The organism is Clostridium sp. (assembly GCF_017888565.1).
Taxonomy (GTDB): Bacteria; Bacillota; Clostridia; order Clostridiales; family Clostridiaceae; genus Clostridium.
This window is the reverse complement of record NZ_JAGHFX010000094.1, coordinates 1-14,365: the sequence shown is the minus strand read 5'-3', so window position 1 is coordinate 14,365 and position 14,365 is coordinate 1. Positions and strand designations below refer to the sequence as shown.

Below are 14,365 nucleotides of genomic sequence, written 5' to 3'. Positions count from 1 at the left end.
AAAAGAAAATTATGGTAAGCAAGGATTAAATCTAAGTTGACATAGAAATCTATATAATATATAATTTACACGTAGTCAAAATTGAATATTTCGCGTTAAACTAATTCTTAACCTGGGGGCGTTTTGGCTTCGACGGGGGTAAGATGGGTTTGATAAGCGAGCCGAGGCAAGCATGTCACCTCGATAATAAAGTATGCATTAAAGATAAACGCAGAAGACAATTTTGCATTAGCAGCTTAATATAGCCGCTCATCAGCCCAGGGTGCCCACGCTCTGGATCACTGGTGTCATTGAAGTGGGAAACGAAGTTTAGCAAAGCTTTGAGCTAAAGGGGTATTCATGAAGCTAGGGAATTAGGAGTTTGTTTGTGAGCGAACTAAGGACCGAAATTTTAGTCACAAACTACGCTCGTAGAAAGTCAGGCTGGTCTGCTTTCGGACAGGGGTTCGATACCCCTCGCCTCCACCATGAAACCCTCGACAATACAGATTGTGTTGTCGAGGGTTATTATATTTTATAGTTAAGAATTAATGAGGCATATCACATGGTAATAAGTTTTCAATAAAAACTGAATATAATAGGGAAAGGGATATACCTACAGTAGTTGGTATATTCATTTGTTTGTTATATAATAAATAATGTCGAATATATGTTGAATAGGTAAAAAGTAATTGCTTTACAAAAGAACATTAGTTCTGTATAATCTAGAAAAGGATTTTCTGAATTTAAAAATAATAAGACAGTAGGGTGAAGATAAATGGAATATAAAATAGTTGATTTATTTGCAGGAGTGGGTGGCTTTCATCTGGGCTTTGAAAAAGCTGGATATAAAACTATGTTAGCTACTGATTTTGATAAAGATTGTGCCATGTTTAATCAGAAAAATACACCATGGATACCATTTATACATGGTGATATAAAAGACTTAGATAAAAAAACTATAGATAAGTATATTAATGGAGAAGAAGTAGATGTTCTAATTGGAGGCCCACCATGTCAAGGGTTTTCTACAATAGGTTCTAGAATATCTGCAGATGAGAAAAAAAGAAGGCAAAAAGATGCAAGAAATTTATTATTTAAAGAGTATATTAGAGTGTTAAAAATATTAAAACCTAAAGTTTTTCTAATGGAAAATGTAGTAGGATTACTTACATTAGATAATGGTTCATATTTTGAAATGATAAAAAATGAATTTACTAAATTGGAAAAAGAAATGGGTTATAAATTTGATGTTTTTATATTAGATGCTGTTAATTATGGAGTTCCTCAACGTAGAAAAAGAGTATTTATTTTTGGGAATAGAATAAATATGGAATTGAAGCCACCAGAGCAAACTCATGGAGAAGGAATGTTATATAATCCATATGTAACTGTTGGCGAAGCAATAGGTGATTTAGCTGGAAAAGAAAATCAGATACTGAATCATATCCCTCTGAATCATAAAGAAAAAAATATACTTAGATATAAATATATCCCAGAGGGAGGGAGATTACCAGAAGATGAATTACCACCAGAATTATATAGAAAAAATTTTGGGAATACTTTTAAAAGGTTACACAGAGATGAGCCATCTTTAACAATGGTACCAGGTCACAATGCATTTCCAATACATCCATGGTTACATAGAAGTCTTACAGTTAGAGAAGCGGCAAGAATTCAAACATTTGATGATAATTTAGAGTTTGTAGGAGCAAGACATAAACAGTGTATGCAGGTCGGAAATGCAGTACCGCCATTATTAGCTAAAGCTTGGGCTGAACATATAAAGAAGGGACTAGATGAATATTATGGAAAGAAAAAGTAAACCTAGATTTATAGATTTATTTTCAGGTGCTGGAGGTTTTTTAAGAGGATTTATTGATGCTGGGTTTGAGCCAGTTTTTTCTGTAGAAAAGTGGGAGCCAGCTATAGAAACTCATAGATTGAATTATCCTAGTGTACCATTGATTAATAAAGATATCAGAGAAATAACAGATGATGAATTAAAGAGTTATAAAGGTATTGATGTAATAATAGGTGGACCACCATGCCAAGGATTTTCTACAATAGGGAAAAGAATAGTTAAAGACCCAAGAAATGAGTTAGTATTTGAATTTATAAGATTTGTGAAAGTGATACAGCCAAAGATATTTTTAATGGAAAATGTAAAAGGATTATTAAGTTCTCATAATGGAGAGTTAAGAGAAATAATAAAAAGTGAATTTGAAAATATAGGGTATCATAATATACATTGCAAGGTATTATGTGCTGCTGATTACGGAGTTCCTCAACTTAGATATAGGGTTTTCTTTATGGGAATAAGGAATGATATTGATATAGATGTAGATTTTCCAAAGCAAATTATAGAAAATAAAAATGATTATATAACTGTAGGTAATGCGATAATGGATTTAGTAGGTAAGGAGAATAAAATTGAGAATCATGTTCCTATGAATCATAAACCCATTGTTAAAGAAAGAATGAAATATATACCAGAGGGCAGTGGCCTACCAAAGGATGGAATGCCAGAACATCTTATTTATGGTGCTAGGGCTGACTTTAAAGATAATAAAGTGAAAAATTTTAGTCATGTATACAAGAGATTGCATAGAGATTATCCTGCTTCTACAATGGTGCCGGGACATAATGCATTTCCATTACATCCTACAGAGAATCGAAGCCTAACAGTAAGAGAGGCAGCTAGGATACAAACCTTCCCTGACGATGTTATATTTTATGGGAGTAGACAAAATCAATGTATTCAAGTAGGAAATGCAGTTCCTGTAAAGCTTGCATATGAGTTGGCTAAAAATATAAAGAAATATCTATAAAATTTATTTTGATTAAATAATTCCCATCATTTATATTGTATAATAATATTGTATAGTATGAATGGAGGGGATTTTTTTGGGAAAAACACATGATGAGTTAGCATCATTTATAGGTTCTGTGCTTCTGGATAATGTTAGAGCAGAAAAAGATAAGTGGAAACAAATTTTTTCATCAGATATATGTAGAGTTGGAGACTGGGATTGGCCTAGACCTGATTATGTATTAGCAGATAATGTTAAAGGAGTAACATATGCTAATGAATTTAAGCCACCAAAACAAAATAAGAGAGAATATTTAACTGGATTAGGACAAGCTATAGCATACTTACAAAAGCATGATTATTCAGGATTGATTTTACCTAAATATGCTGATGATGGATTTAAGATATGTGAATATATATTAAATATTTTAGAAAATGATGAATTTAAGCATTTACCTATATCTCTTATAGAATATGATGAAGATGATTTAAGTTCAGATTCAATAAGATTATTAAAGTCGATAGATACAGAAAGAGGTTCAACTCCTATTAACAAGAGAGAAAGCTCTGTTACAAAAACATTTTGGTGTTTTTGGAGAGATGCAAGTCATTATGAAGTATATGAATTATTGAGGTTGGCAGATAAGTACAATGATGAAGTTGGGGATATTTATACAAATTTTGTTTATGAAGAATTTTATCAAATGTTAGTTTCAAAAAAAACTAAAATGTGGGATGGAACACCTAGAACAAAGAAATATAGCATAGCATCAAAAAAATCAGAAAAACAAAATTATAAAATATCACTTTTTCACTTAGGATTATGGTCTCAAAGTGAAGGTAGATTAACTGTTAAAGGATACAAATTGCTAACTATTGGGAAAATTTATGGGGCAAATAGTAAAAAGTTCATAGATTATTTAACATATTTAATACTAATTGATGGAAGACACTTGCAATTAATCCATGAGTTTGAAAATTTTCAAAGAGATACAGATATAGTTTCGTTGAAAAGAAATGAGTATTTTATTAGTTTAGATTCCTATTTAGAGAGTAAGGGGTTTATAGGGAAGAGAAAACCAACAGCAATAACAACAAATGCAAAAGGGTCATATATTAGAGATGAAACAAAACTTTGGAATCATTTGGGGCTGATATATAATCAAAATAAAAGATATTTCTTTGAGAGAGAAGGAATAAGGTTTAATTGGAACAGAATAAGTGAATTACTTATAAATGATTACGAAATATAGAAAGTAATAGTTTTTTAATATATATATATATTAATTATAAATAAAATATTAAATATATATTATATGATAGGTGATAAGAAAAATGAATACAGAAAAAAAGAAAATATTAATAACAGAATTTTTACAATGGAACGATAGAAATGGATGTTATACAGATGAAAATTGTGATTTAGAAGATATGCCAAGAATGACTTATGAAGATGCAGTTAAGTACTTCTTTGGTGTAATGAATGATGATTTCTACTATAGTATAACAGATAATATTTTTGAATTATCTTATGAGGATGTAATTAAATATGCTAAAGATAATAACTTATATGATTCAACATACGAAAAGTTAAATTTATTAATAAATAACAATGCACCAAAAATAGAATTTTATAAAAGTTTAGTATAGTAAAGCTCTTACTTGTATTTAGAGATACAGGTAAGAGTTTTTATATTTAGAAGGGAGAAATGTATAATGAAGAAGATTTATTCAGAGAAACAATTAAAAGAACTAAAATGCTATGACACAGAAGTTATTAAAAGTATAGAAAGAGATATAGAAATATTAAATGATAACTATGGAGTTGATAGAAAGGTAGATAATGACTTAGGTGGATATGTACTTATAGCAGAAAATATCATTGATATTAAAATGTTGAAGGTAGATAAGTTAAAAGGTTTAATACCAGAATATACTGATGTGATTGAGGTTTCAAATGGAACGAATTACACTTCAAGTTTATACTTACTTTCAAGTGATTTTTCAATTCTAGTAGTAACAACCGAAAAACTTTCTAAATTTTTATTAGAATAACGAAGAATAAAGAGGTTAGTTAAAACCTCTTAATCTTCTGTATATGTAACTAAACCTTTAGATTCTAAGAAATCTACTTCTAAATCCAATATAAGGTTTATTAATTCTTTAGAGGCTAAATAGCCTAAATATTTACATTTTTCGAAAATAAAGTATGTCATTTCGTCAGCATCAACAAAAGGTTTTTCCATGAAAAAGCACATCCAATAATTTATATTAATAAAAAGCTAATATAATTATTGTAATAGATTATTCATAAAAAAGGAAGTGATTAATTGAAAGGTAAGATAATCAAGGAAACTAAGTACTGTAAGATAATAAATCAAGGCAAAGTTGGAGATAATGAATACACATATACAATAGAAAAGATATATATCAAAGAGCTAAAAAGAAATGAAGTAAGATTCTGTGTCTATAAGTCTACTAGAAGAGGTGATGAAACTTACATTCCAAGAAGTCTTGATGTTACAGAACTAGAACTAATAGAGCTAATAAAAGAATCAATAAAGAATAAAGTATTTTCAGAGGAATTTATAAAGATGTTAAAAGAGGAGATAAGTAATGTATAAAGTCTTAATTACTATTGATGTAGTGATTAAGGCTTTTATTATTTTTAGGAGGAAAAGGGTAATGAAAAGAATTCTATGTGTAGGTTTAATAAGAAGAGGAAAGATAACTATAAAAACTTGTAATGAAAAGGAGATAGAAAAATATGTTCAAGAAAAATAATAGATATGTAACTAGAGGAATAAATGAGGAAATTGATATAAGATTACAACTTATAATGTGGTCTATGATTGATAAGTTGAAAGATGAAGGAAATGTTGAGTTAGATTACTTGCAAGTCTTCAAGCTAAGAAAAGAAGGAAATAAAGTGATAATTAAGCAGAGTCAAGAAGTCCCAGAGCATAAAGAAACACATATAATAGAGCTAGAAGATGTTGAAATAGGTAATGAAAATAAAATCTATGTAATTGATAGTGAAGAATATTCTACTATGTTATTTCCTAGTGAATATTGATGTGATGGAGGAAAAAATGAAGAAATTAAGTATAGAAAAGACCTTTGATTATGATAGTAAAGAGCTTCTAGGAGTAATTCGTTTTGATTTCTATGATGGAAAACTAGCTAATCAATGGAATCCAAGAGAGCTGATAAGAGAGCTAAATAATAAAAAAGAAATAGACCTAAAGAAGTTACAAGAAGAACTAAATTACATTCAGTTTATATTGATAAAGGACTTTAATAAAGTTGTAGAGCTATGCAATGGTACAGGATATGATAAGGAAACTTTAGTATATATAGAGCTTGAAGAAGGTAAATATGTAATAAAGTTAATCCCTGTACTAGATACTTATTCATATATATACACTTATAAAAGATAGGAGGAGAAAGTCATGGATATTGTAACAGTAATAAAAGTAGTTGGTACAATACTAACAGTTGTAGCAACTTCTGTAGAAGCAATAAATAAGAAGTAGAGCAATTAATTAAAGCTAAAGAATAACAGGGGGCAAAGGGGGCAGAGTGGAAGAGAGAGTAGAATAGTAATTTTCAAGTTGATGGAACTAAAATACTTTTCTAAAATATCTTCCACCTTATCCACCTAAAGTAAATAAAACGTTTGTACTGAGATAGAGGTAAATTTTTTTGTATTAAATTAGGTTGAAAATAAGAGATGTAAAAAGTAATAGATAATTCTAGCCATTCAGTTGGAGAAATACCTTAAAAAGCTATGATAACATAGCAGAAAATAGAGATTACATAAAATATGAATAAGAGTAGCATTAAAATTGAAAAGCTGTAAATCAAGGCTAAATCAACTGTTTTTACTACAATGTTTAAATATATATTATAAATTTGATGAAAGAGTTAATATTTCTAGTAAAAGAAGTATTAGCTCTTTTTTATATAGACGATTATTAAGAAAGGAGTAAGTACAGTTAAAAGTTATAAATTCTAATTAGAAACAAGTGATTTTCTATTGTAAAATCACTTGTTTTTTCAATCTTATGAAAAATTTTTAAAGGAGGTAATATTGAATGGGATAGAAAAGGAGATGATGGATAAGAAGGATATGAGTAGAAGAAGTGAAAATTACAGAGGTATCTATAAAGATATGGTTGAAGTTCTAGGGGATGAGATAACATTAAAGGTATATGAGAATTATAAAGGTCAGCAGGTAACTTTTCCAATGAGGCTATATTCAGATAAATATATAATTGATTATTTAAATAAGAATTATAATGGTAAGAACTTAAAGCAGATATCAAGGAAATTAGGATACACATGTAATTGGCTACAAAAAGTAATAAATAAAAATGGAATAAGCAAAAGTGAGAGAGGAGAAAAGAAATAATGAATATTTTTGATGCAGGTGGATTAACAAGCGTTATAGCAGTAATAGTTACTTTAATAGTAGGAACAGGGATATTTATATTACTACATAAGATTTTTGATATTATACATTTTGGATTTGGGGCTATGATAACTATGTGGGTCGTATGTTGTATAGTAGGAGCTTTTATAGTTAATTTCCTAGGAGGATTAGTTGGAGGAGTATTTTCTGTACTATGGTTCTTAATAAGACTAGCCTTAATGATAGGAGTAATAGGTTATATAGGGTACTATCTATATAATAAATTTAAAGGAAATAAGGAGTAGTTTAGATATTATGAAGATAAAGGGTAGAGAAATTAACGTTAATAAAAAGGTTTTAATTGTAGTAGGAATAATAGCAATTATTGTAGTTGGTTTTATAGGAAAAGGAAATAATGAAGAAAAAAGAATGATAGAAAACAGTATTAAAGCAATAGAAGCTGGTGACTATGAATATGCAAGAACAGATTTAGGTAGTGTTGTTGAAGGTAATAATAAAAAGGTGGATAAGCTATGGAACATAGTAACTTGTTATCAAAGTGCTAGTGAGCAATTATATTCATATAATAATATAGATAAAGCAAAAGAATATCTTGATAAGATGAATAATGATTATAAGAAATATGAAAAGTTAAAAGCTGATGTTGATAAAGTTAGGGAAGAAATTAAAGCAAGAGAAGATTACATAAAAGAATTTGATGAAGTTTTAAAAGAAGCAGAGAATTTAGCATTATCAGGTAAAGATAGAGATACATTAAATAAAGCCAGAGATATGGTGAGTAATTTGAAATATTATTTTGAGTTACCAGTAAGACAACGAAACAAAGTTGAAGAAATATTACGTATGGTTAATGAGGGATTTGACGTTATAATTAAAGAAGAAAAAGCTCAAGAAGATGCTTTAAGAGAAGAGAATAATAAAAAAGCAGAGGAATTTGCAGCACAACAAGGAACTGAACCAAGATATTTTGTACCACATTTAAATAAAAGCTTAACAATGGAAGAAATGCAAGAAGAGTATAATAAAACATCAATACCATTTGATTATATAAGGGATGCTGGAATGACGTATATGTTTAACCCAGGAAGTGCTAAACCAACTGAACCAGTAAATTAAAAGCTATAGAGTCTTAATTTACTTATAGAGTAAGTTAAGACTTTATTTTTTTGTGCTTTTATTATAGGGGGAAGAGGGGGTAAAGTTATGCTAAAAAATGAAGCAAAAATTTTAAATAAATTGTTTGTGAATAACCTAACTAAGTTGATTGAAAAGTATAATAAAATTGATGAAGTTATAGTGGAAAAGCTAGAGGTTTTAGTGGAGAAGGTAGATGATAATGCTATAAAAGAAACATTGATTAAAGATTTAGATATGACTTTAGCTTTAGTAGATGAACTAGAGGAAATGTTTGAATCAAAACGTCAACAAGCATATTATTATGCATATGTTAAAAATTAGTTATGTAGGAGAGATAATGATTAAGGTCATTTTAATAATACAAATAGTAGTTATAGTATTAGAGGTAATAACTGATAAATATTTAATAAATACTCTATTAAAGTTTGATTAAATTTTATAAAATTTAAAACATAAGAAGGATATGTGGAGGATAGTTATAAAAATATCTTCCACCTATGTCACCTAGTATATGTATGTTTTTGAAATATTTAAGAAGGAGTAGAGATTATGGAGTATAAGAATGAAGACATAGTGAAATATGTTGAGGGAATGATAAATCATGAAAGGGTAGTAGAGTTTCTAAAAGCAAATATTAATTTGGAAGAAGATTACCAATTTAAATGTAGGAATGTATATGAATATATTGAAGGAATGATGAAATATAATGAAGTTCAATATAGGGGCTATATAGATAGGGTATATTTTAAAGAGATAGAAAAATTTTTGAAGTTCTATATAATAGCATACTTAATGGTTTATAAAGCAGAAAAAGTAAATTTAAAACAAACAGCAGCTAGAATATATGAATTTACAGATGAAGAAATGGGGGGCTTGGATTATGATGACATTTATGATAATCCTAAAATGTTAGACGGGTGTGATGATTTCATAAAATTCTATGATAAGATGACAACAGATTTTTCTAATGCAACTATTGAAAAAGAAGTTTTTAAGCAAGCAGGGATAAGAATATCTAAGCGTAAGAATTATGAGGGGAAAAAAATAAGAGTACATAGTATTAAAGAAATGAAAGTGTTAAATAGTATGTGGAGAGCTAAATTAGATGGTATAGATGAAGCTAAGGAAGCAGAAAAAGCATATAAAAAAATAAGAGGAAACAAAGTGAACATTATGACAGATAAAAACTATAATGAAATACATTCATTATTAAGTAAAGATATAGATACTATGGATGAAGAATTTAAAAATATTTATTACTATAAATTAGAAAGAAAGCAACAGTATGAATTGAGAAAGGTAATATTTAAAAATATTAATAAACTTGATACTGAAGAAAATAAGGTTAAATACATTGTGTATTCAGTAGTACATTTAACAACCGTTCCAGTATTAACCATAAGAGAAAGCTTATCTAATAAGCTGTATAATGCAATAGATAAAACTTCTAGGTATTCTATTAAACAATTTGAATCAGAGGTTAGAATTATTAATGAGTTAGTGAATAAAAGTATAAAGCAGGCATTAAAGGTAATTGGAGAGGACTTAGCAACATTAGAAGCAATTGAAAATCAAGTAAGCTATTATGAAAAAGCTCAAGAGGTTGATAAGAAGCTAGTTAATGGAATAAAGGAAAAAATGAAACTTCTGGGTAGTGACATTACAAGATATGGATTTTTTACACCTAATGATATTAAAGAATTTAAAAAAATATATAATCAAAATGAAAAAATAAGAGAGTTTCAAAATAACTATAAAATTAAGAAAGATTATAGTGCTAAAGATGTTGAGTTATATAGTAAAACGATACATTTAATAAATCAATATCAACTAGCTAAAATTGTAGATAATGTTAAGAAAGTAAATTCTAAAAGATAAACATAGAAGAAATATTCAAGAATATTTGAGTATTTCTTATTTTTTTTAAAAAATATCTAAAAATTCACCAGAAAAGGTTTACATTAACTTGATAAAGATTTTTTGGATTCGAGTTAAGATAAGGATGTAGCAAATGACATCTACCAAAAAAGAATTTGAATAAACTTATGTAAGATGTAGATATTAAGGGGAGGTTATACAATGGATAAGACTAAAATAGCATTTATTGATTTAGAAACTGATTCATTAAATCCTAGGAGTGGAGTAATTAAGTTAGTAGTTTCAGCAATTGGTAATGAAAAAGTTTCATATAGGAAGTTTATAGACGATGATTTTAGGGGTCTTTTAAAAAATAGTAATATTCTTAAAGTATTCCATAATGCTAAGTTTGATGTTGAATACTTAGTTAATAATGGATGTGAAGTTAACAACTATCACTGTACATTACTCATGGCTCAAGTTCTTGGTGAAGAAAAGCTAAGTCTTAAGGAGCTGACTAAAAAATATCTAGGAGTAGATATGGATAAGTCTATGCAACATAGTGATAATTGGCAAGAAGAAATTACTCAGAAGCATATTGATTATGCAATCAAAGATGTTGAAAACACTAGAGATTTATTCTATAGATTACAAGCTTTGCTTATTAGTAAGAACCTATGGATGACCTATGAAAGAGAAAGAAGAGCTTTGTCTGCAATTATAATGCTTGAAAACAATGGTATCAAGATGGAGTTTAATAAATGGAATTTGAGATTAGATGAGGATAGAGAATTAATCCAAGAGCTTGAATCTACTATTAGAAATCTATTGAATAATTCACAACTTAATCTTAATTCACCAAAACAATTGGTAGAAGCTATTGCAGAGTATGGTATAAAGCTACATTCAACATCTGATGATGAACTTGCAAAGTATTCTGATGAACATGAGGTTATAAAACTCATTAGAAAGTATAGAAAGCTACAAACTAAAATTAAAACATATGGAGAAAAGCTTAAATCTTCTATTGATGATGATGGAAGGATACGAGCAGATTGGAGATTGATTGGTGCAAAATCTGGGAGAATGTCTTGTAATAATCCTCCACTTCAAGCTATGCCAGGAAATAGTAGAGAATTTTTTGTGGCAGAAGATGGATATAAGTTAGTGTGTTCTGATTATTCACAAATTGAATTAAGAGTTCTAGCAAGTATTTCTAAAGATGAAACTTTAATGAATTACTTTAATAATGAAGTTGACTTACATAGAGGTACAGCAAGCTTAATTTTTAAAAAGCCATTAGACGAGATAACTAATGAAGAAAGGCAAGTCGCTAAAAGCTTAAACTTTGGAATTATCTATGGTATTACTGCCTATGGTATTCAAAAGAACTTAAGAAAGTCAGGACTAGATGTTACTTTAGATGAAGCAGAAGAATATAGAATTAAATTTCTTAATGTATATCCAAGAGTTAGAGCAATTCAAGATGCTTTATTAAGAGCAGATTATATAAAAACAATAGGTGGAAGAAGGTGGCAAGGTGGTAGTTTATCAATGACACAAAGATTAAATTTACCTATTCAAGGTTCAGCAGCTGAAGGGTTAAAAGAAGCATTAGCATTACTTGTAAATAGTATTAAAGAGACATGGAAGTTAGTTGCTATAGTGCATGATGAAATACTGTTAGAAGTACCTACTGATGATGCTGAAGAAGCTAAAGAGGTTTTAGAAAACTGTATGATTGAAGGTATGAAAAAAATTATTAGAGATATTCCAGTTATTGTTGAGACTTCAATAAGTAATAATTGGTGCAAATAGAAGGAGGAATAAGAAATGATATTTACAAATGGTGAAAAGGTACTAGGTACTGTAAAGACTATTCCAATTTTAGAAGAAGGGAACCACGAATCAGAAATTAAAAAGGTAGACTTTTTAAATGAATGCAAAACTGATTGGGGTTATAGAGACTTCCTTGAGATTACTTATAGTGTTTCAGTAGGGGTTACAGAGCAAGTGAAAAAAGAAAAGTTTATGATTTCACAGGCTGAAAACTCTAAATGCTACAAGTTTTTATTAGAGTTATATAAAGGAAATATTCCAAAGGAGATTAACATTAATGACTGGGAAGGAAGAAGATGCGTTATTACAATAAAGCACAATGTAACTGATGATGGCAAGATATATGCCAATATAGTAGAAAGAAAGTTTGACTAAGGAGGAATGACAATGATAAGAAAAAAAGTTAAGGACATAGTTATGGAATATGTTAAAAATATTGTGATAATTAAGGAGTGTCCAGCTTCGTTGTACAAGCTTACTACATTGATTAGTCTTATTAAGGAAAGAGGTGATGAGAAGGCTTGTAAAGAGTTGAAGTATCATTGTGATACTATAGATGAAAATTTATTTTCATCTATAGTTGATACTTTAATTGATGGAGTTACTATTAATTATAAAAAATTATCTCAATCTGATATAGATATAATACATGATGATGTATTAGTTAATGAGCTAAAAGGATTAATTAAACATAACAAAGCTACAACAATAGGATTTTTCTATGATGATAAAAATAAATTGAAGTTAAATACTAATAGATGTATTAGTTATCTACAGCAAGTTTTAGAGTGTGTTGTTAAAAATGGTTCTTTAATGGTCTTAAATCAGAAGGAAGGAATTTATGAAGAGCTAAATGAGGAGTTAATTGGTACAATATTACGATATCTAATGAATAATGCTATACCAGATAGTTGGAAGAAGTACTATGAAAAAGATATTTTAGATGGTCTTATTAGAGAAATACCTAGATTAGATGGGGATATAGTTGATGATTCGTTGATTGCTTTGAATAATGGTGTTTATAACTTAAAAACTAAAGAGTTAGTACCATACAATAAAAATCACTTATTCATGAGTAAGTCACCAGTGAATTTTGTAAAAGGAGCAGTATGTCCCCAATTTATTAAGGCTATTAGAGAAATAGTATGTAATGATGAAGAATTATTAATGTGTATTCAAGAAATATTTGGATATGTATTAATAAATAATACTAAAGGGGAGAGAGCTTTTTACTTTGTAGGTGTGGGTTCTAATGGTAAAAGTTTTTGTGCTGAAATTCTTACAAACCTTGTTGGAAGAAAGAATGTTAGTAATATACCACTATCTAAGTTCTCAGAAAAATTTGGTATTGAGGGTATTGTAGACAAGAGCCTTAATATAGCAAATGAAAATGAACTAGGAGGGGCTATAAGTACAGAAAGCTTAAAAGCATTAATAAGTGGTGACCCAATAAATATTTCTAGAAAGTTTAAGAAAGCAATTAATGTTAAATCTAATATAAAGCTAATTTTTCTATTAAATACGCTACCAGATACATTAGATAATACTCATGGATATTATAGAAAGATACTTATAATACCATTTAATAGAGTGTTCAAATGTGATGAGATGGATAAAGATTTACCAGAAAAAGTTAGTGAAGAATTAAGTGGAATACTTAATTGGGCATTAGAAGGTGCTGAAAGGCTTATAAGGAATGATTATAAGTTTACAGAGTGCAAAGCAATTGAAAAGGTAACTAAAGCCTATAAAGAAGAACAAAACCCAATAGAAGCTTACTTTAAAGAGGTTTTAATATATGAAGAAGGAGTGAGTGAAACTAAAAAAGCAATTTTAGATGGGTACAAGTTGTGGATTGAAGGTCAGAATATCTCTGCTAGAGGTACTGATTCACCACAAAGATTTTGGAAGGGACTAACTAATGCTTCAAAAATAGTTTTGAATAAAGAGTTAGAGTACAAAAAGATAAAAGGAACACTTCATCTTAAAAATTTTAGAATAGACTATTCTAAATTACCATCTAAAGAAAATAAATATACATTTATTCAATAGGTGGACAAGGTGGCTAGGTGGTAGAGTAATTAAAATAAATATTTTTATTTAGAATTAATCTTAATATCAATTCTAAATAATCATCCACCTTGCCACCTAACCACCCTATTTAAAAGTAATAAATTTAATTAATAAGTATATATCATAATAATGAATACAAGGGAGGAATATCTATTTATGGAGTATACTAAAACAACAATATCAAGAAAGAAACTTTATGAGAAAAATTACACTAGAGATTCAATAGAAATAAT

Annotated in this window: 17 protein-coding genes and 1 other RNA gene; 17 read left to right on the top strand and 1 reads right to left on the bottom strand. The window is 28.5% G+C overall.

Annotated features, from left to right (window positions below; translation table 11 throughout):
• Positions 1 to 114 precede the first annotated feature (114 nt).
• The 6 genes from ssrA (at position 115) to J7M87_RS17890 (ending at position 4,846) form a co-directional block, all read left to right on the top strand.
• Positions 115 to 468, top strand: a transfer-messenger RNA (tmRNA) gene (gene ssrA, locus J7M87_RS17915).
• A gap of 289 nt (positions 469 to 757) precedes the next feature.
• Positions 758 to 1,804 (top strand): DNA cytosine methyltransferase, encoded by a 1,047-nt coding sequence (locus J7M87_RS17910; RefSeq protein ID WP_195624342.1) that lies wholly within the window; start codon positions 758 to 760, stop codon positions 1,802 to 1,804.
• Entirely contained in the window at positions 1,779 to 2,810 is a 1,032-nt protein-coding gene (locus tag J7M87_RS17905) for a DNA cytosine methyltransferase (protein WP_195624341.1), read from the top strand. Before J7M87_RS17910 ends, J7M87_RS17905 begins: the two co-directional genes overlap by 26 nt.
• Before the next feature lie 76 nt (positions 2,811 to 2,886).
• Positions 2,887 to 4,044 carry a hypothetical protein gene (locus J7M87_RS17900; RefSeq protein WP_195624340.1) on the top strand — a complete coding sequence of 386 codons (1,158 nt, stop codon included), beginning with the start codon at positions 2,887 to 2,889 and terminating at the stop codon, positions 4,042 to 4,044.
• A gap of 82 nt (positions 4,045 to 4,126) precedes the next feature.
• Positions 4,127 to 4,441: a hypothetical protein gene (locus J7M87_RS17895; RefSeq protein ID WP_195624339.1), complete on the top strand. Its 315-nt coding sequence runs from the start codon at positions 4,127 to 4,129 to the stop codon at positions 4,439 to 4,441.
• A gap of 66 nt (positions 4,442 to 4,507) precedes the next feature.
• On the top strand, positions 4,508 to 4,846 hold the full coding sequence (locus J7M87_RS17890; protein ID WP_195624338.1) for a hypothetical protein: 339 nt from the start codon (positions 4,508 to 4,510) through the stop codon (positions 4,844 to 4,846).
• Between the two features lie 29 nt (positions 4,847 to 4,875).
• Here J7M87_RS17890 and J7M87_RS17885 read toward each other — a convergent pair whose 3' ends face one another.
• The gene (locus J7M87_RS17885) at positions 4,876 to 5,037 is read right to left on the bottom strand and encodes a hypothetical protein (protein ID WP_195624337.1); all 162 of its coding nucleotides are present in this window, start codon (positions 5,035 to 5,037) and stop codon (positions 4,876 to 4,878) included.
• An 84-nt stretch (positions 5,038 to 5,121) separates the two neighbouring features.
• Here J7M87_RS17885 and J7M87_RS17880 point away from each other — a divergent pair, with 84 nt between their 5' ends.
• The 11 genes from J7M87_RS17880 to J7M87_RS17830 all read left to right on the top strand — a co-directional run bounded on the left by J7M87_RS17880 (position 5,122) and on the right by J7M87_RS17830 (position 14,111).
• A complete protein-coding gene (locus tag J7M87_RS17880; protein WP_195624336.1) occupies positions 5,122 to 5,415 on the top strand; it encodes a hypothetical protein in 294 nt (97 codons plus the stop codon).
• A 143-nt stretch (positions 5,416 to 5,558) separates the two neighbouring features.
• Positions 5,559 to 5,867 carry a DUF960 family protein gene (locus J7M87_RS17875; RefSeq protein ID WP_195624335.1) on the top strand — a complete coding sequence of 103 codons (309 nt, stop codon included), beginning with the start codon at positions 5,559 to 5,561 and terminating at the stop codon, positions 5,865 to 5,867.
• Positions 5,868 to 5,883: 16 nt separating this feature from the next.
• Positions 5,884 to 6,231: a hypothetical protein gene (locus J7M87_RS17870; protein ID WP_195624334.1), complete on the top strand. Its 348-nt coding sequence runs from the start codon at positions 5,884 to 5,886 to the stop codon at positions 6,229 to 6,231.
• 653 nt (positions 6,232 to 6,884) lie between these two features.
• The gene (locus tag J7M87_RS17865; RefSeq protein ID WP_243278466.1) at positions 6,885 to 7,205 is read left to right on the top strand and encodes a Mor transcription activator family protein; all 321 of its coding nucleotides are present in this window, start codon (positions 6,885 to 6,887) and stop codon (positions 7,203 to 7,205) included.
• Positions 7,205 to 7,510, top strand: coding sequence for a hypothetical protein (locus tag J7M87_RS17860; protein WP_111928395.1), 306 nt, complete (start codon positions 7,205 to 7,207; stop codon positions 7,508 to 7,510). The genes J7M87_RS17865 and J7M87_RS17860 overlap by 1 nt, the downstream gene beginning before the upstream one ends.
• Before the next feature lie 10 nt (positions 7,511 to 7,520).
• A complete protein-coding gene (locus tag J7M87_RS17855) occupies positions 7,521 to 8,342 on the top strand; it encodes a hypothetical protein (protein ID WP_195624333.1) in 822 nt (273 codons plus the stop codon).
• A gap of 87 nt (positions 8,343 to 8,429) precedes the next feature.
• Positions 8,430 to 8,684 carry a hypothetical protein gene (locus tag J7M87_RS17850; RefSeq protein ID WP_111928397.1) on the top strand — a complete coding sequence of 85 codons (255 nt, stop codon included), beginning with the start codon at positions 8,430 to 8,432 and terminating at the stop codon, positions 8,682 to 8,684.
• A gap of 228 nt (positions 8,685 to 8,912) precedes the next feature.
• A complete protein-coding gene (locus tag J7M87_RS17845) occupies positions 8,913 to 10,241 on the top strand; it encodes a hypothetical protein (RefSeq protein ID WP_195624332.1) in 1,329 nt (442 codons plus the stop codon).
• 201 nt (positions 10,242 to 10,442) lie between these two features.
• On the top strand, positions 10,443 to 12,038 hold the full coding sequence (locus J7M87_RS17840) for a DNA polymerase (protein WP_195624331.1): 1,596 nt from the start codon (positions 10,443 to 10,445) through the stop codon (positions 12,036 to 12,038).
• Between the two features lie 15 nt (positions 12,039 to 12,053).
• Entirely contained in the window at positions 12,054 to 12,434 is a 381-nt protein-coding gene (locus J7M87_RS17835; RefSeq protein WP_195624330.1) for a hypothetical protein, read from the top strand.
• 12 nt (positions 12,435 to 12,446) lie between these two features.
• Positions 12,447 to 14,111, top strand: coding sequence for a phage/plasmid primase, P4 family (locus J7M87_RS17830; protein ID WP_195624329.1), 1,665 nt, complete (start codon positions 12,447 to 12,449; stop codon positions 14,109 to 14,111).
• Positions 14,112 to 14,365 lie beyond the last annotated feature (254 nt).